At 72.2% G+C, this 16,769-nt stretch carries 14 protein-coding genes; 7 read left to right on the top strand and 7 right to left on the bottom strand.

What is annotated here, in order from left to right; all coding sequences use genetic code 11:
- Positions 1-322 precede the first annotated feature (322 nt).
- The 3 genes from ACF1A1_RS24165 (at position 323) to ACF1A1_RS24155 (ending at position 5,967) form a co-directional block, all read left to right on the top strand.
- On the top strand, positions 323-1,249 hold the full coding sequence (locus ACF1A1_RS24165; RefSeq protein ID WP_392002621.1) for a DUF3027 domain-containing protein: 927 nt from the start codon (positions 323-325) through the stop codon (positions 1,247-1,249).
- Positions 1,250-1,522: 273 nt separating this feature from the next.
- On the top strand, positions 1,523-4,645 hold the full coding sequence (locus ACF1A1_RS24160) for a sacsin N-terminal ATP-binding-like domain-containing protein (RefSeq protein ID WP_392002619.1): 3,123 nt from the start codon (positions 1,523-1,525) through the stop codon (positions 4,643-4,645).
- Between the two features lie 389 nt (positions 4,646-5,034).
- Entirely contained in the window at positions 5,035-5,967 is a 933-nt protein-coding gene (locus ACF1A1_RS24155; RefSeq protein ID WP_392002617.1) for a hypothetical protein, read from the top strand.
- Positions 5,968-6,121: 154 nt separating this feature from the next.
- On the opposite strand, the gene ACF1A1_RS24150 is transcribed toward ACF1A1_RS24155, so the two are convergent.
- Together ACF1A1_RS24150 and ACF1A1_RS24145 are read right to left on the bottom strand one after the other, a co-directional pair.
- Positions 6,122-8,494, bottom strand: a complete 2,373-nt coding sequence (locus ACF1A1_RS24150) for an HAD-IC family P-type ATPase (protein ID WP_392002615.1) — start codon at positions 8,492-8,494, stop codon at positions 6,122-6,124.
- 110 nt (positions 8,495-8,604) lie between these two features.
- Positions 8,605-8,874, bottom strand: a complete 270-nt coding sequence (locus tag ACF1A1_RS24145) for a DUF2530 domain-containing protein (protein WP_392002613.1) — start codon at positions 8,872-8,874, stop codon at positions 8,605-8,607.
- A 113-nt stretch (positions 8,875-8,987) separates the two neighbouring features.
- Between ACF1A1_RS24145 and ACF1A1_RS24140 the strand changes: the two genes are divergently transcribed.
- Positions 8,988-10,439, top strand: a complete 1,452-nt coding sequence (locus ACF1A1_RS24140; RefSeq protein WP_392002611.1) for an NCS2 family permease — start codon at positions 8,988-8,990, stop codon at positions 10,437-10,439.
- Positions 10,440-10,482: 43 nt separating this feature from the next.
- Here ACF1A1_RS24140 and ACF1A1_RS24135 read toward each other — a convergent pair whose 3' ends face one another.
- Positions 10,483-10,665, bottom strand: coding sequence for a ribbon-helix-helix protein, CopG family (locus ACF1A1_RS24135; protein WP_360334291.1), 183 nt, complete (start codon positions 10,663-10,665; stop codon positions 10,483-10,485).
- A gap of 165 nt (positions 10,666-10,830) precedes the next feature.
- Here ACF1A1_RS24135 and ACF1A1_RS24130 point away from each other — a divergent pair, with 165 nt between their 5' ends.
- A complete protein-coding gene (locus ACF1A1_RS24130) occupies positions 10,831-11,268 on the top strand; it encodes a MarR family winged helix-turn-helix transcriptional regulator (RefSeq protein ID WP_392002609.1) in 438 nt (145 codons plus the stop codon).
- Between the two features lie 25 nt (positions 11,269-11,293).
- Entirely contained in the window at positions 11,294-12,658 is a 1,365-nt protein-coding gene (locus ACF1A1_RS24125) for an MFS transporter (protein ID WP_392002607.1), read from the top strand.
- Between the two features lie 11 nt (positions 12,659-12,669).
- Here ACF1A1_RS24125 and ACF1A1_RS24120 read toward each other — a convergent pair whose 3' ends face one another.
- Complete coding sequence (locus tag ACF1A1_RS24120) at positions 12,670-13,191, bottom strand: GNAT family N-acetyltransferase (RefSeq protein ID WP_392002605.1); 522 nt, start codon at positions 13,189-13,191, stop codon at positions 12,670-12,672.
- 50 nt (positions 13,192-13,241) lie between these two features.
- On the opposite strand from ACF1A1_RS24120, the gene thpR reads away from it, so the two are divergent.
- Positions 13,242-13,814 (top strand): RNA 2',3'-cyclic phosphodiesterase, encoded by a 573-nt coding sequence (gene thpR, locus ACF1A1_RS24115; protein WP_392002603.1) that lies wholly within the window; start codon positions 13,242-13,244, stop codon positions 13,812-13,814.
- 415 nt (positions 13,815-14,229) lie between these two features.
- Here thpR and ACF1A1_RS24110 read toward each other — a convergent pair whose 3' ends face one another.
- From ACF1A1_RS24110 to ACF1A1_RS24100, 3 genes are all read right to left on the bottom strand, one after another.
- Positions 14,230-15,219 carry an aldo/keto reductase gene (locus tag ACF1A1_RS24110; RefSeq protein ID WP_392002601.1) on the bottom strand — a complete coding sequence of 330 codons (990 nt, stop codon included), beginning with the start codon at positions 15,217-15,219 and terminating at the stop codon, positions 14,230-14,232.
- A 48-nt stretch (positions 15,220-15,267) separates the two neighbouring features.
- Complete coding sequence (locus ACF1A1_RS24105; RefSeq protein WP_392002599.1) at positions 15,268-15,855, bottom strand: Uma2 family endonuclease; 588 nt, start codon at positions 15,853-15,855, stop codon at positions 15,268-15,270.
- A gap of 151 nt (positions 15,856-16,006) precedes the next feature.
- Positions 16,007-16,684: a GDSL-type esterase/lipase family protein gene (locus tag ACF1A1_RS24100; protein WP_392002597.1), complete on the bottom strand. Its 678-nt coding sequence runs from the start codon at positions 16,682-16,684 to the stop codon at positions 16,007-16,009.
- Positions 16,685-16,769 lie beyond the last annotated feature (85 nt).

Here is a 16,769-nt window from a genome sequence, read left to right as displayed (position 1 = left end):
GCGTACGGCCCGGTCGGCGGCGGGGGTGGGGCGGGGACGAGCGGGGGGCGAGTGCGGGGTGGGTGGCCGTCGTGGGTGGGGGGAACGCGTGGGTCACGGTGGGGGAAACACGGCTCGGAGTCCCGTAGAAGGACCGTCGGTGTGGGCTGAGAGCTTCCGAACAGGTAGCGTGCGTATCTCAGCCATCCCCCACAATGGATGGCAGAGGTGCGCCCGAGCGCGATCGGACGCGAACGTCGACGCGGCCCCCAGGTCCGCTCCGTTCGCTTCGCCGCCGGTGGCAACCGCACCCGAGTGACGGCGTAGGAGAGAAGCGATACCTGTGAGCGCAGCGACCACGCGAAGCCGCACCCCCGACCGCCTGTGCGCCGAGGCCGTCGACCTCGCCCGCACCGCGGCAGAGGAGGCCGCCGCGCCCGGCGTGGTCGGGGAGCACGTCGGCGTGCTGTCCGAGGGCGACCGTGTGGTGACGCACTTCTTCGAGTGCCGGGAGCTCGGGTACCGGGGCTGGCGCTGGGCGGTGACGGTGGCGCGGGCGTCGCGCGCGAAGGTCGTGACGCTGGACGAGGTGGTGCTGCTGCCGGGTCCGGACGCGGTGCTGGCTCCCGAGTGGGTGCCGTGGAGCGAGCGGCTGCGCCCCGGGGACATGGGCCCCGGCGATCTGCTGCCGACGGACGCGGAGGACCTGCGCCTGGAACCGGGCTACACCGGCGAGGACGTGGCGCCGCCGAGTTCCGCCGTCTCGGAGGAGATGGCCGAGCTGGTGGAGGCGGAGGACGCGGAGGTGACGGCGGGGCCGCCGGCGAAGCTTCCGACGGTGCCGTCGCGGGGGTCGATCGCGGCGGTCGCGGAGGAGCTCGGCATGCGCCGCGCCCGGGTCCTCTCGCGGTACGGGCTGCACACCGCCGCCGACCGCTGGGAGGAGTCCTTCGGGCCCAAGACGCCCATGGCCCAGGCCGCGCCCGCGTCATGTGTCACGTGCGGCTTCCTGACCCCCATCGGGGGCTCCCTCGGCCAGGCCTTCGGGGTCTGCGCCAACGAGTTCTCTCCCGCCGACGGCCGTGTGGTGTCGCTGGCGTACGGCTGCGGCGGCCACTCCGAGGCCGCGGTCATGCCGAAGCCGCCGCGGCCGGCCGCGCCGGTGATCGACGAGACGCGTGTGGATCCCTTCCCGCTGCGGCCGTCGCCGGACTCCGGCTCGGTGCCGGTGGTCACGGACGAGGAGTCGGCGGAGCTGGGGCACTCGTAGCGGTCGGCGGACCGTCCGCGGGGGCGGGCGTGGAAGCGCCTGCCGCCGGTGGGTGGGCCGGGGTCGTGGCGGCACGACGCGCCCGCCGCGGCTGCGCCCCCTCCGCCCGCTGCCACGGTGGCCCGGTCCTGGGCCGTACGGCGACGGCAGGGCGCTGTCCGGCCGAGCGGAGCCCCTTGGCGGGTGCTCCGGCGGCCGGTGGGTGGGCCGGAGGATGGGGGGTGTCGGGGCGCGGTACCTTCGAGCTCACGCCGATGAGGAGAGTGAACCGACGTGAGCAAGTTCGTGCGGCCGGCAGCTGAGGGTGCGGATCCTTTCGGTACGGCGCGTCTGCGTCGTGGAGTGCTGGACGCCTGGGCCACCAGTCCCGCTCGATTCCGGGAGGACGCCAACGCCGAGGAGGATCTCGTCCTCGGCGGTTACCGGGACCGGCTCGTCGTCGAGCTCGCGCAGAACGCCGCCGACGCGGCCGCCAGGGCCGGGGTGCCGGGGCGGCTTCGGCTGACCCTCCGGGGACAGGTGCTGGTCGCCGCGAACACCGGGGCGCCGTTGGACGCCGCCGGTGTCGAGTCGCTCGCCACCCTGCGTGCCTCCGCCAAGCGGGACACACAGCAGGTGTCGGTCGGCCGGTTCGGTGTCGGTTTCGCCGCCGTGCTCGCCGTCACCGACGAACCCGCCGTCGTCGGCCGGCACGGCGGGATCCGCTGGTCCCTCGCCGAGGCCCGGGTGCTGGCCTCCGAGACCGCCCGGCACAGTCCCGGGCTGGGCGACGAGATCCGGCGCCGGGACGGGCACGTGCCCCTGCTGCGGCTGCCCTTCGCGGCCGAGGGCACCGCTCCCGAGCCGTACGACACGGCGGTCATCCTGCCGCTGCGGGACGCCGCCGCCGCCGATCTCGCCGAGCGGCTCCTCACCGCCGTCGACGACGCCCTGCTGCTCGCCCTGCCGGGACTGGAAGAGGTCGTGGTGGAGATCGGGGACGCCGCTCCCCGCACCCTGCGCCGGCACACCGACGGCGCCCTCACCGTCGTGGAGGACTCGCGCGACGGGACCACCCGGTGGCGGATCGCCGCCGGTCACGGGCGCCTCACCGCCGACCTGCTCGCCGACCGGCCGGTGGAGGAGCGGTTGCGGCCCCACTGGTCGGTGACGTGGGCCGTGCCCGTCGACGCCGACGGTGCGCCCGCCCGGCCGCGTACCAGCCCCGTCGTGCACGCGCCGACGCCCAGCGACGAGCCCCTCGGCGTGCCCGCCCTGCTCATCGCCTCCTTCCCCCTCGACACCACCCGGCGGCACGCCGCGCCCGGGCCGCTCACCGACTTCCTCGTGCAGCGGGCGGCGGACGGGTACACCGAACTGCTCGCCGACTGGCGGCCGGTGACCGCCGGGATCATCGACCTGGTGCCGGGTCCGCTGGGCAAGGGCGAGCTGGACGGGGCCCTGCGGCAGGCGATCCTCGACCGGTTGCCGCGCACCTCCTTCCTGCCGCCCGCCGTGCGGCCCGCCGAGGGCGACAGCGAGCTGCCGGAGGCCCTGCGGCCGCGCGACGCCGAGGTCGTCGAGGGGGCCGGCGCCGACACCGTACGGGTGCTCGCGGAGGTGCTGCCGACCCTGCTGCCCGCGGGGCTGGAGCGGCGCGTGGAGCTGCGTACGCTCGGCGTGGCCCGGATCCCGCTCGCCGACGCCGTCGACCGGCTGGCGGGGCTGGAGAAGGACCCCGAGTGGTGGTACTGGCTGTACGACAGCCTCGCCGGGGTCGACCCGGACCGGCTGTCCGGGCTGCCGGTGCCGCTCGCCGACGGCCGGACGACGATCGGGCCCCGGCAGGTGCTGCTTCCCACGCCGGACATGGCGGGCGTCGACGCCGACGTCCTCGGCCGGCTCGGGCTCAAGGTCGCCCACGCGCAGGCCGCGCATCCGCTTCTGGAGAAGCTCGGGGCGCTGCCCGCGACCCCGCGTGCCGTCCTGACCACCCCGCAGGTGCGGGCCGCCGTCGCCGCCTCCCTGGACGACGACGGCGGTGCCTGGGACGAGGACGCCCCGGACGCGGAGGAACTCGCCGACACCGTCCTCGCGCTGGTCCGGGATGCCGGTCTGGAGCCGGGCGACGAGCCCTGGCTGGGGGCCCTCGCCCTTCCCGACGAGGACGGCGAGCCGGCCCCGGCGGGTGAACTCGTGCTTCCCGGCAGCCCGTTCGCGCAGGTCATCCGCGAGGGCGAACTGGCCGCGGTCGATGCCGAGCTGGCCGAGAGGTGGGGCGAGCAGCCCCTCGCCGCGTGCGGGGTCCTCGCCGACTTCGCGCTCGTACGCGCCACCGACGTCGTCCTCGACCCCGACGAACTCGAGCCCCGGGAGGGCGACTTCGCCGAGCCCGACGACGCCGGTCTGCTCGACGCGGTGGACGTGTGGTGCGAGGACGTCCTGGACCGTTTCCCCGACAGTCCGGTGCCGCCGGTCGCCACCGAGCTGGTCGCCGTGCGCGATCTCGATCTCGTCGACGACGACCGCTGGCCGCAGGCCCTCGCCCTGCTCGCCCGGCCGCCCCTGCGCGACGCCCTCATCCAGCCGATGCGCATCCTGCTGCCGGACGGCACCCACGAGGTCGTACGGCCGTACACGGCCTGGTGGCTGCGCGGGCACCCCGTGCTCGACGGGCGGCGCCCGGCCGGGCTGCTCGCCGCCGGCGGGGACCCGCTGCTGCGCGGGCTGTACGACGAGGCCGACGCCACCGGCTTCGACGACGAGCAGGTGCTGCGGGCGCTGGGCGTACGGACGTCCGTGGCCGCGCTCCTCGACGAGCCGGGCGGGGCCGCCGAACTGCTGGACCGGCTCGCCGATCCGGAGCGGCCGGTCACCGCAGGCCAACTGCACGGGCTCTACGGTGCGTTGGCCGAGCTGGATCCGGAGCAGGTGACCCTGCCGGACGAGGTGCGGGCCGTCGTCGACGGGCGGGTGGAGGTCGTGGACGCGGCCGACGCGGTCGTCGTGGACTCGCCCGACCTGCTGCCGTTCACCGAGGGCGTCCCGCTGCTGCCCGTACGGCCGTCGCGCGCCGCCGAGCTGGCCGAGCTGTTCCAGGTGCGGCGGCTGAGCGAGTCCGTGACGGGCGAGGTCGACTCCGAGGGAACCGAGCACGACGTGCCGGAACCGGTGCGGGTGCTGCTCGGGGCGCAAGCCCCGGACACGTACGTGGAGCACGAGGAACTCGTCGTCGACGGCGTGGAGATCGACTGGCGGCTCACCCACGACGGTGTCCTGCACGCCGCCACCCTGGAGGGCGTCGCCGCGGGGCTGGCCTGGGCGGCGCGGCAGTGGCCGCGGCGCTTCGAGGTGGCGGCGCTGCTGGAGGACCCGTCGCGGACCCAGGAGTTGGCGCGGGACCGCTGGTTCGACTGACGGTCATTCACACGTCGCCCACATTTCCTTCCTCAACGTGCAACCGTTGGGCGGGGTCGCGAGTCTCAAGCAGCGAACCGGCAGTCTCTGCCGGTTCGTCGAGCACTTGGGCCCCGCCGGGACGCACACGTTCCGCGGGCGCCACCGACCTGGGGGGAAACACATGCTGCAAGGTCGTCAGCACCACCACGTCCACCTGTACCGCCTCCGTGAGGATCGCCGGGGACGGTGACAGGCGACGGCGCACGGCAGCCACCGCTCCACCTTCGCGAGCCGCACAACCTTTTCCCCCGGTCGGGAATCTGACCCCGCGAGCCGACAGGCTCGCGTCCAATCGGGCTCTCTGGAGGCACCCGCCCGGAGAGTCCCTTTCTCCACTTGGGACATTCATGCGCATTCGAGCCACTGTGGCCGCCGTCAGCGGCGCCCTGGCCCTCTCCGCCCTTGCCGTGCCGGCCGCGCAGGCCGACGGCACCACGCCGAGCAAGGCCGACTCCTTCAAGGCTGCCCAGGCCGCGCACCAGGCCGCCTCCGGCAAGACCGCCTTCACGGGTGAGGACGCCGCCGACACCGGCACCCCCTACGCGCTGGACGCCAAGTTCTCCGGCGTGAAGATCAACAACGGCAAGCCGATCGTCGTCGGCCCCACCGCCAAGGTCACCGTCCCGGTCACCTTCACGGTCACGCACGCCGCGGACGTCGACCTCAACGCGGCCGACACCGAGCTGGACGTCCTCATCTACCGCGGTTCGTACGACAGCCCGGACAACTTCCTGCTCGGCGACGACTGGCCGAGCTGCACCTCCGCCTCGGCGACCGTGTCCAACTGCAAGGGCACCGTCGACATCTATCCGTCCGAGGAGCTGACCAACGCCGACGCCACCACCTTCAAGGCGCTCGGCTACATCATCGACTGGAACGACGTCGACCCGATGGCCGACGACATCGACTGGAGCAAGGTCGGCTACACCGAGGGCGACGCCCTGGCCACCACCCGCCTCCAGCGCCTGTCGCAGCTGACGGTCAACGCCTCCCCGGAGCCGGTGACGAAGGGCAAGACCCTCACCGTCACGGGCCGGCTGACCCGCGCCAACTGGGACAGCAACACGTACACCGGCTACGCCGGCGTGTACGCGCAGCTCCAGTTCCGCAAGAAGGGCTCCACCACCTACAGCACGGTGAAGAGCGTCAAGACCACCTCGACCGGCGGTCTGAGCACCACCGTCAAGGCGAGCGTGGACGGCTACTACCGCTACAGCTTCGTGGGCACCACGACCGCCCCGGCGGTCAAGGCCGCGGGTGACTTCGTCGACGTGCGCTGACGCGACCCGGTCCCGAAACGGCTGAGCCGGAAACGACTTGGTCGTGAAGTGACGGAGTCCTCGAGGGACTTCGAGTGAGAGGCCCGCTCCCCGCAACCAGCGGGGAGCGGGCCTTGTCCCCGGCGGTCGGGTCGGCGCCCCCGCCCCGGTGCCGTCAGGCGGGGAACCGGCGGTCGACCCACTTCCACAGGAACTCCAGGGCGGCCGCCGCCGCCACCGCGATGCCCACCGCGATCCACGGCATCGTCACCCCGACCAGCTTCAGCGCGAAGAAGTCCTGCAACCACGGCACCACCAGCACGACCAGGAACGCCGCGCCCATCGACGCCACCAGCGCCACCCGCCACCAGGTGTACGGGCGGGCGATGATCGCCAGCACCCACATCGAGATCAGGAACAGCGTGAGGGTCGCGGCGCTCGTCTCGGCGTCCAGCGCGCCGGCGCCCGTGTAGTGGTGGCGGGCGAGGAGATACGTCACGAAGGTCGCCGCACCGGCCAGCACCCCGCCCGGGATCGAGTACCGCATCACACGGCGCACGAAGTGGGGCCGGGCCCGTTCCCTGTTGGGGGCGAGGGCGAGGAAGAAGGCGGGGACGCCGATGGTGAGGGTGGACAGCAGGGTCAGGTGGCGGGGCAGGAACGGGTACTCCACTTGCCAGCACACCACCAGCAGCGCCAGCAGCACCGAGTAGACCGTCTTCACCAGGAACAGGGTCGCCACGCGGGTGATGTTGCCGATGACCCGCCGACCCTCCGCCACCACCGAGGGCAGGGTGGCGAAGCTGTTGTTCAGCAGCACGATCTGGGCGACCGCCCGGGTCGCCTCGGAGCCGGAGCCCATCGCCACGCCGATGTCCGCGTCCTTCAGCGCGAGGACGTCGTTGACGCCGTCCCCGGTCATCGCGACCGTGCGTCCGCGGGACTGGAGGGCGCCGACCATGTCCCGCTTCTGCTGCGGGGTGACCCGGCCGAACACGGTGGCCTCGTCGAGGGCCCGGCCCATGTCGTCCCGCCCGGCGGGCAGCCGGCGCGCGTCGACCGTACGGGCGTCCAGGCCGAGCTTGGCGGCCACGGCGCCGACCGACACCGCGTTGTCGCCGGAGATGACCTTGGCGTGGACGTTCTGCTCGGCGAAGTAGCGCAGGGTGTCGGCGGCGTCCGGGCGCAGCCGCTGCTCCAGGACGACGAGGGCGGTGGCGCCGGCGCCGCGGGCGACCTCGGGGTCGTCGAGGTCACGGGCGGCGCGGGCGAGCAGCAGCACCCGCAGGCCCTGCTCGTTGAGCCGCTCGGTCTCGGCGAGGGCGGGGTCGTCCGCGGTCAGCAGGACGTCGGGGGCGCCGAGCAGCCAGGTACTGGTCTCGCCGTCGCCCTCGCTGAAGGTGGCGCCGCTGTACTTGCGGGCGGAGGAGAAGGGCAGCGACATGGTGCAGCGCCAGTCGTCGGCGTCGGGGAAGGCGTCGATGATGGCCTGGAGGGAGGCGTTGGGGCGCGGGTCCGACTCGCCGAGCGCGCCGAGGACCTGCCGTACGTAGGTCTCGTCGCAGCCGTTGAGGGAGCGGACCTCGGTGACGTCCATGCCGCCCTCGGTGAGGGTGCCGGTCTTGTCCAGGCAGACGGTGTCGACGCGGGCGAGGCCCTCGATGGCCGGGAGTTCCTGGACGAGGCACTGCTTGCGGCCGAGCCGGATGACGCCGATGGCGAAGGCGACCGAGGTGAGGAGGACGAGGCCCTCCGGGACCATCGGGACGATGCCGCCGACCGTGCGGGCGACGGAGTCCCCGAGGTCGTTCTGCTTGACGAAGAGCTGGGTGATGACCAGGCCGACCGCGGCCGGGATCATCATCCAGGTCACGTACTTGAGGATCGTGGAGATGCCGGAGCGCAGCTCGGAGTGGACGAGGGTGAAGCGGGAGGCCTCCTCCGCGAGCTGGGCGGCGTAGGCCTCGCGGCCGACCTTCGTGGCCCGGAAGGCGCCGCCGCCGGCGACGACGAAGCTGCCGGACATGACCGCGTCGCCGGGGTGTTTGACGACGGGGTCGGACTCGCCGGTCAGCAGGGACTCGTCGATCTCGAGGCTGTCGGCCTCGACGCAGACGCCGTCCACGACGATCTTGTCCCCGGGGCCGATCTCGATGAGGTCGTCCAGGACCAGGGCGGAGGTGCTGACCTCGACGGCGATTCCGTCCCGGCGGACGGTCGGCCGGGCCTCGCCGATCACGGCCAGGGAGTCGAGGGTCTTCTTCGCCCGCCACTCCTGGATGATGCCGATGCCGGTGTTGGCGAGGATCACGAACCCGAAGAGGCTGTCCTGGATCGGCGCGACCACCAGCATGATCAGCCAGAGCACGCCGATGATCGCGTTGAAGCGGGTGAAGACGTTCGCCCGGACGATCTCGCCGACGCCGCGACTGCTGCGGACCGGAACGTCGTTGACCTGACCGCGTGCGACACGCTCCGCGACCTCGGCGGTGGTGAGCCCGGTCGCCGTGGAGGCCGGGGCGGGGGCGGCGGCGTCGGTATGGGTCATGGAATCGACGGTACGTGCGGATTGGGGCGTTCACCCGCCGGATGCCCGGAAGATCCGACCAGGGGAGGACGGAGGGGGGCGGGACGTCGTGCGGTGGGACTACGCGTCGCCTACTGGGGCGCGCCGGCCTCCTCGGCGTCCGCGGCCCGCCGGAGCGCCGCGTCCCTCTTGCGGACGTACCAGATCCCGATGAGGCCGAGGCCGCCGCCCGCCAGGCAGGTCCACAGCCACCACAGGTGGCCGTGGTCGTCGAACCAGCCGTAGAAGGGCAGCTGCACGAGGAAGAGGGCGAACCAGAGGATCGTGCCGCCGGTGATGGTGGCGACCACGGGGCCCTCCAGGGGCTCCGGCGCCTCGTGCGTTGGGGTCCACTTCGCCATGGGGGACAGCCTACGAGGCGAACGGGTCTACGCGCGGAGATGGTGTCCCGTACATTTATGTGTTCATACTGAAACCGTTTGTCTTTGACCATTTCTGTTCGTAGGAATCGCCAATGTCCACCTCGGCCCCCGCCAAGGTTCCCGCGCCCGAAGAGCCGGGCGGCGCGCCCGCCCAGGGCGCTCTCGACCGCTACTTCCGGATCTCCGAGCGGGGCAGCACCCTGGCCCGTGAGGTCCGTGGCGGTTTCGCCACCTTCTTCGCGATGGCGTACATCATCGTGCTGAACCCGATCATCCTGGGCAGCGCGAAGGACATGTACGGGCACCAGCTCGACAACGGCCAGTTGGTCACCGCGACCTGCGTGACCGCGGCGTTCACGACGCTGCTGATGGGCGTCATCGGCAACGTGCCGATCGCGCTGGCCGCCGGTCTCGGCGTGAACTCCGTCGTCGCGCTCCAGCTCGCGCCCCGTATGGCCTGGCCGGACGCGATGGGCATGGTGGTGCTGGCGGGCTTCGCGGTCATGCTGCTGGTCGCCACCGGCCTGCGCGAGCGCGTCATGAACGCCGTGCCGTTCGGGCTGCGCAAGGCGATCTCCATCGGTATCGGCCTGTTCATCATGCTGATCGGGCTCGTGGACTCCGGGTTCGTCACCCGTATGCCGGACGCCGCCCGGACGACCGTCCCGCTCCAGCTCGGCGGTGGCGGTCACCTCACCGGCTGGCCGGTGCTCGTCTTCGTCCTGGGCGCGCTGCTGACGCTCGCGCTGATCGTGCGCAAGGTGCCCGGCGCGATCCTGATCTCGATCGTCGCCATGACCGCCCTGGCGCTGGTCGTCAACGCCGTCGCCAAGGTGCCGAGCTGGGGACTGACCACCCCCGAGTGGCCCGGCAACCCCGTCGCCACCCCCGACTTCGGGCTGCTCGGCGAGGTCAGCCTGTTCGGCGGGTTCGCCAAGGTCGGCGTGCTGACCGGCGTCCTGTTCGTCTTCACGGTCCTGCTGTCGTGCTTCTTCGACGCGATGGGCACGATCATGGGCGTCAGCGACGAGGCCAAGCTGACCGACGCGCAGGGTCAGATGCCCGGCATCAACAAGGTCCTCTTCGTCGACGGTCTCGCCGTCGCCGCCGGTGGCGCCGGTTCCTCCTCCGCCACCACCGCCTTCGTGGAGTCCACGGCCGGCGTCGGCGAGGGCGCCCGCACCGGCTTCGCGAACCTCGTCACCGGCGGCCTGTTCACCGTCGCCCTCTTCCTGACCCCCGTCGCCACGATGGTCCCGTCCCAGGCGGCCACCCCGGCCCTGCTGGCCGTCGGCTTCCTGATCCTGGCGAACTCGGTCCGGGAGATCGACTGGGCCGACCACACCATCGCCATCCCGGCCTTCGTCACGATGGTGATGATGCCGTTCACCTACTCGATCACCAACGGCATCGGCATGGGCTTCATCACCTTCGCGGTCCTGCGCCTGGCCGCCGGGCGCGGCCGGGAGGTGCCGGCGCCGATGTACGTGGTCTCCGCCGTGTTCGCCTTCTACTACCTGATGCCGGCCCTGGGCCTGACCTGAGTCCCCCGGGGTGCCTCACGCATGGGGCCCCCGCCGGGGTGCCTCAGGTGAGCCCGTAGAACTTCTCCGTCTCCTCGACGGCGGTCTGGAACCGCTCGTCGAAGTCATCGCGAATGAGCGTCCGGACGACATAGTCCTGGACGCTCATTCCTCGTTTGGCGGCGTGGTGCCGGAGCCGTTCGAGCAGTTCGTGGTCTATGCGCAGGCTGAGCACGCTGGTCCCCATGCGTATGAGGGTCGCGGCACGGTTCGGGGTGGCGGGTGGCCTTCCCCGGGCGTATCACCCGTATGAGTGATATCGGGGCGTCCTCGCGGTTCCGTGTCGGGCGTCACGGGCATCGGGCCTGCCCCCACTGGTCTTTAGCGAGGGTAATGAGTTACGCTAAAGAACATGCCGGACCTTACCCATGGCGACGACGCTGCCGCCGTGAACTCGCTGCGATCCGCTGTGATGCGGTTGTCCCGTCGGCTCAAGCACCAGCGGGTCGACGAGTCGCTGAGCCCGACCGAGATGTCGGTGCTCGGCACCCTCTCCCTGTGCGGCAGTGCCACCCCTGGTGAGCTCGCCCGCAAGGAGCATGTGCAGCCACCCTCGATGACCCGCATCGTCGCGCTGCTGGAGGCCAAGGGCCTGGTCCGGCTGGAGCCGCACCCGGAGGACCGGCGCCAGAAGGTCGTCACCAAGACCGAGCAGGCCGAGACCATGCTCGAGGAGAGCCGCCGCAAGCGGAACGCGTTCCTGGCCTCCCTGGTCGACGGCCTCGACGAGGACGAGTGGGCCGCACTGCGCGCCGCCGCCCCCGTGCTGGAGAAGCTCGCACACCTGTAGGCAGTTCACGAGGAGGCGAACCCTTTTGAGTACGGGACCCGGAGCAGACTCCGCCCCCGCACCGACCACCCACGACTCTCCCCCCGGCCTGTCCGGGGACACCCGCAGGTCCTCGATGTTCAGCTCGCTGAAGGTCAGGAACTACCGCCTGTTCTTCGCCGGCCAGGTCGTCTCCAACATCGGCACCTGGATGCAGCGCATCGCCCAGGACTGGCTGGTGCTCAGCCTCACCGGCTCCGCCACCGCCGTCGGCGTCACGACGGCCCTGCAGTTCCTGCCGATGCTGCTGTTCGGCCTGTACGGCGGCGTCCTCGTCGACCGTCTGCCCAAGCGCCGCGCCCTGCTGGTCACCCAGTCCTCGATGGCCGTCACCGGCATCGCGCTCGCGCTGCTCACCCTCTCCGGACACGTCGAGGTCTGGCACGTCTACGTCGCCGCCTTCGCCGTCGGTCTGGCGACCGTCGTCGACAACCCGGCCCGCCAGTCCTTCGTCTCCGAGATGGTCGGCCCGGACCAGTTGCAGAACGCGGTCAGCCTCAACTCCGCCAACTTCCAGTCCGCCCGCCTGGTCGGCCCCGCCGTCGCCGGTCTGATGATCACCGGCGTGGGCACCGGATGGGCGTTCCTCGTCAACGGCCTGTCGTTCGTCGCGCCCATCGCCGGCCTGCTGCTGATGCGGGCGCGGGAGCTGCACGTCGTCGAGCGCGCCCCGCGCGGCAAGGGCCAGCTGCGGGAGGGGCTGCGGTACGTGGCCGGGCGCCCGGACCTGATCTGGCCGATCGTCCTGGTCGGCTTCGTCGGCACCTTCGGCTTCAACTTCCCCGTCTACCTCTCCGCCTTCGCCGACGACGTCTTCCACGCGGGCGCGGGCTCCTACAGCCTCTTCAACACGCTGATGGCGGTGGGCTCGCTGGTCGGCGCGCTGCTGGCGGCCCGGCGCGGCACGGCCCGGATGCGGGTGCTGATCGCGGCGGCGGTGGCGTTCGGCGTGGTGGAGCTGGTGGCGGCGACGGCGCCCTCGCTCTGGCTGTTCGCCCTGCTCATGGCCCCGATCGGGATGTTCGGCATGACGGTCAACGTCACCGCCAACACCAGCATCCAGATGGGCACCGACCCGGCCATGCGCGGCCGTGTCATGGCCCTGTACATGATGGTCTTCCTGGGCGGCTCCCCGGTGGGCGCGCCGATCGCCGGCTGGATCACGGACGCGTACGGCGTCCGGGCCGGGCTCGCGGTGGGCGGCGCGGTCTCCGCCGCCGCGGCCGTCACCATCGGCCTGCTCCTGGCCCGCGTCGGCGGCCTGCGGCTGTCGGTGGGCTGGCGGCACGGGCATCCGACGGTGCGGTTCGTGCCGCGGGAGCGGCGTGAGGAACTGGCCGCGGCGGCCTGACCGGCGGGACCTCACACCCGCCGGGCCAGCACCTGCCCCGGCCAGTCGTTCTCGCCGACGGTGTACGTCTGCGTGGGCGTGAAGCCGTGGCTCTCGTAATAGGCGACGAGCTTGCGGTCGCCGCCCGCGTAACAGTCCACCCGCAGCAGGCCCACGCCCGCCCGCCGGGTCACCTCGGCGGCGTGTTCGAGCAGGACACCGCCCACGCCGAGTCCCTTGAAGCGGCGGTCGGAGGCGAGCCAGTGGATGTACCGCTCGGGCTCGCCGGGCGGCGGGAGGTGGGACAGGTAGGCGCCGGGCGCGCCGTCGAGGGTGAGGGTGGCGGCCGGTACGCCGTCGGCCTCGGCGACGAACGCGCTGCCCTCGTCCATGTACCGGAGGACCGACTCCACCACCTTCGGGTTCTCCGACAGGGGAGTGGTCCCCCACTGGCCGGTGCGCCCCTGTGAGACCAGCCACTCCACACTGCTGTCCAGCATGCCGAGGATCACGGGGAGGTCCTCCGGGCCGCCTTCTCTGATGGTGATCTCCATGACGTCATCATGCCGGGCGGGCGGGCGCGTCCGCCGGGAAAATCGAGGGCATGAGACTCTTCGCCGCCGTCCTGCCGCCCGCGCCTGTGGCCAACGAACTCGCCGCCGAGGTCGCCCGGTTGAGGAAGCTGCCCGGGGCGGACGGGCTGCGCTGGACCGGCCGCCCCGGCTGGCACTTCACGCTCGCCTTCTACGGGGAGGTCGACGAGGACGTCGTACCGGAGCTGTCGGCGCGGCTGGAGCGGGCCGCGCACCGCAGCGCGCCCTTCGCGCTGGCGTTGCGCGGCGGGGGGCAGTTCGGGCACGGGCGGGCGCTGTGGGCCGGGGCGGCCGGGGAGGTGGCGGCGCTGCGGCTGCTGGCCGACCGGGCGGAGGCGGCGGCGCGCAAGGCCGGCCTGGACATGGGGGAGCACCGCCGCTACAAGGCCCACCTGACGCTGGCCCGCAGCCGGGACGCGGTGGACGCGCGGCCGTACGTCGAGGCCCTGGCCGCCTTCGCCGGCCGGACGTGGACGGTGGAGGAGCTGGTGCTGGTCCGCAGCGACCTGCCGCGCTCCGGGGTGCCGGGGGAGCAGCCCCGTTACGAGGCGGTCGCCCGCTGGACGCTCGGCGGGGCCGGTTAGTCTCGAAGCGTGGACCCGAAAACCCGTAACCAGATCATGGCCGCCGTGCTCGTGTTGATGTTCGTCGTCGTGGCGGTGGCGGCGGCGCTCGGAAAGTAGCGGAGGCGCTCCGCCGGTGGAGCCGGGGAACTGCGGGTCGCCCAGCGGCTGCGGGCCGGCTGTGGCCGGATGCGCGGTTCCCCGCGCCCTCGGCGGGATGTAGCCCTGCCGGTCGCCACCGGGGAAGGCGTCCGGGGGTGGGGCCGGGGAGGTCTTGTCGAGCGTGGTCGGCGGTCGGGTGCTTTGCCGGTGGGGTGGGGAACTACGGGTCGCCGGTCGGCTGCGGGCCGGCTGTGGCCGGGGGCGCGGTTCCCCGCGCCCCCAGGGGGACCGCGCGGTTCCCCGCGCCCCTAGAGGGACGTACCCGGTGCCGGGGTCACCAGGCGAAGGCCTCCGGAGAGGGGCCCGGACCCGGGAAGATCTCGTCGAGGCCGGCCAGCACGTCCTCGCTCAGCTCCAGTTCGGCCGCGCGCAGGGCGGAGTCGAGCTGCCCGGCGGTGCGCGGGCCGACGATCGGGCCGGTCACGCCGGGCCGGGTGAGCAGCCAGGCCAGCGCGGCCTCGCCGGGCTCCAGCCCGTGCTTGTCGAGGAGGTCCTCGTAGGCCTGGACCTGGGCGCGGACGGCGGGGTCGGCGAGGGAGTCGGCGGCCCGTCCGGAGGCGCGGCGCCCGCCCTCGGTCTCCTTCTTGAGGACGCCGCCGAGCAGCCCGCCGTGCAGCGGCGACCAGGGGATCACCCCGAGGCCGTAGTCCTGTGCGGCCGGGATCACCTCCATCTCGGCGCGCCGCTCGGCCAGGTTGTACAGGCACTGCTCGCTGACCAGGCCGTACGATCCGCGCCGGGCGGCGGCCTCGTTGGCCTGGGCGATCTTGTAGCCGGGGAAGTTGGAGGAGCCGGCGTAGAGGATCTTGCCCTGCTGGACGAGGACGTCGATGGCCTGCCAGATCTCCTCGAACGGGGTGTCGCGGTCGATGTGGTGGAACTGGTAGAGGTCGATGTAGTCGGTCCCCAGCCGCTTGAGCGACGCGTCGACGGCCCGCCGGATGTTGAGGGCGGACAGCTTGTCGTGGTTGGGCCAGGCGTTGTCGTCCGCCGCCATGTTCGCGTACACCTTGGTGGCGAGGACCACCTTGTCGCGGCGCTCGCCGCCCTTCGCGAACCAGCTGCCGATGATCTTCTCGGTACGGCCCTTGTTCTCACCCCAGCCGTACACGTTCGCGGTGTCGAAGAAGTTGATGCCGGCGTCCAGCGCCGCGTCCATGATCGCGTGACTGTCGGCCTCGTCCGTCTGCGGTCCGAAGTTCATGGTCCCGAGGACCAGTCGGCTGACCTTGAGGCCGGTGCGTCCCAGCTGCGTGTACTTCATGACTGCCAAGCCAACGGCTTGGAGTGCGCTCCATGCAAGCGGTTCCGGTCAGTCGCGGGGGAACTCGTCGGTGGTGAGGGTCAGGCCGACGACGGTGCCGGTGAGGTCCAGGTCCTTGCCGAAGGCGACCGTGGTCTCGATCTGGTAATCGCCTTCCTTGGGGTCGGTGTAGACGTGGCACCGCCCCTGGTAGGGGTCGGCGATGACGTACACGGGGACCTCCGCGGTGGCGTACGCGGTCTTCTTGGGCCCGTAGTCGTTGGCGGCGGTCCCCTTGGAGATCACCTCGGCGACGAATTCCACGTCCTCGTGGCGCCAGTGGCCGTCCTGCGTCCTGGCGGCACCCTCGGCCATCACGGTCACGTCGGTCGCGAACCCGTTGAGGTGACCCGGGTAGTCGATGCGCACGTCGGACTTCACGCGCGTGCGCGGGTACTTGGTCCGCAGTTGCTCGACGAAGTCCAGGATGATCTCCCAGTGGGTGTCCCGCTGCGGCGACATGTAGACGGTCCCCTCGACGATCTCGACCTTGTATCCCTCGGGGACGGGCATCTTCTCGAGTCGCTCGAACATCTCGTCGAGCGTGCTCGTGTTGTCGCTCTCGGCCATCGCGATCCTGTCGTCAAGGACGGTCATCGTGGCGCTCCTCCCCGGCTGTCCCATCGACGAGCACAGCCGCGCGGTACAACGATACGCACGGTGACCACGTCACACGGCGCACTCACCGCGCCGCGCGCTCCCGCCGCACTCACCGCGCCGCGCGCTCCCGTTGTGCGCCTCTGGCAGCTCAGGCCGGCTCGTACGGCCCGCCCACGTCCCAGCCCTGGTGCATCGCCTCGGCGAAGGCGGCCGCCAGCTTGTGCTCGCCGCTCGCGTTGGGGTGGGTGCCGTCGTAGGTGTCGGTGTGGATGTCGTACGACTCCGGAACCGAGGCCAGCAGGAGGGGCGAGGCGGGTTCGTCGAGGTCGGCGGCCGTCTTCGCCAGGAGCTCGTTGAAGCGGGCGACCTGGACGGCGAAGGGCGCGTCGGCCGTGGCGCGGATGTTGGGGATGACGGGGAGGAGGACCATGCCCACCCGCGGGTTCGCCGCCCGGGCCGCGGCGATGAAGGCGCGGACGTTCTCCGCCGTCTGCTCGGCGTTCGTGTAGAAGCCGAGGTCGATCAGGCCCAGGGAGACCAGCAGGACGTCGGCCCGGCTCCCGCGCACCGCCTCGCCGATCAGCGGCGCCATGTGCTGCCAGCCCTCGCCCCAGCCGGCCAGGTGATGACGGGGGAACCCGGGCTCGGCGTACGCGTACGACGTGGGGGCGTCCGCCGCCTTGTCGTACAGCGTCTCGCGGGGGCCGACGAGCGTGAAGGGGCCGCCGTAGGTCGCGCACAGGTGCTGCCACATCCGGTAACGCCAGGTGTGTTCACCGGCGCTGCCGATCGTCATCGAGTCACCGACGGGCATGAACCTGAGCATCCGCTCATCATGGGGGATCACGGTGACGTGTGGGGTGTGAGGCCTGCCACCACGCCGGAAAACGCGGGTGGGGTGGCAGGCTTGG

Origin of the sequence: Streptomyces sp. NPDC014995, from assembly GCF_043080745.1 — a bacterium.
GTDB lineage: Bacteria > Actinomycetota > Actinomycetes > Streptomycetales > Streptomycetaceae > Streptomyces.
Note: the sequence above shows the minus strand (reverse complement) of the source record. Positions and strands in the feature narration are given on the sequence as shown.

What these genes read in the sequence shown, in the direction of transcription:
- ACF1A1_RS24155 (WP_392002617.1), top strand. Translation starts at nt 5,035, where the DNA reads ATGCGCATTCGAGCCACTGTGGCCGCCGTCAGCGGCGCCCTGGCCCTC.
- ACF1A1_RS24150 (WP_392002615.1), bottom strand. Translation starts at nt 8,494, where the DNA reads ATGACCCATACCGACGCCGCCGCCCCCGCCCCGGCCTCCACGGCGACC.
- ACF1A1_RS24145 (WP_392002613.1), bottom strand. Translation starts at nt 8,874, where the DNA reads ATGGCGAAGTGGACCCCAACGCACGAGGCGCCGGAGCCCCTGGAGGGC.
- ACF1A1_RS24140 (WP_392002611.1), top strand. Translation starts at nt 8,988, where the DNA reads ATGTCCACCTCGGCCCCCGCCAAGGTTCCCGCGCCCGAAGAGCCGGGC.
- ACF1A1_RS24135 (WP_360334291.1), bottom strand. Translation starts at nt 10,665, where the DNA reads ATGGGGACCAGCGTGCTCAGCCTGCGCATAGACCACGAACTGCTCGAA.
- ACF1A1_RS24130 (WP_392002609.1), top strand. Translation starts at nt 10,831, where the DNA reads ATGCCGGACCTTACCCATGGCGACGACGCTGCCGCCGTGAACTCGCTG.
- ACF1A1_RS24120 (WP_392002605.1), bottom strand. Translation starts at nt 13,191, where the DNA reads ATGGAGATCACCATCAGAGAAGGCGGCCCGGAGGACCTCCCCGTGATC.
- thpR (WP_392002603.1), top strand. Translation starts at nt 13,242, where the DNA reads ATGAGACTCTTCGCCGCCGTCCTGCCGCCCGCGCCTGTGGCCAACGAA.
- ACF1A1_RS24110 (WP_392002601.1), bottom strand. Translation starts at nt 15,219, where the DNA reads ATGAAGTACACGCAGCTGGGACGCACCGGCCTCAAGGTCAGCCGACTG.
- ACF1A1_RS24105 (WP_392002599.1), bottom strand. Translation starts at nt 15,855, where the DNA reads ATGACCGTCCTTGACGACAGGATCGCGATGGCCGAGAGCGACAACACG.
- ACF1A1_RS24100 (WP_392002597.1), bottom strand. Translation starts at nt 16,684, where the DNA reads ATGCTCAGGTTCATGCCCGTCGGTGACTCGATGACGATCGGCAGCGCC.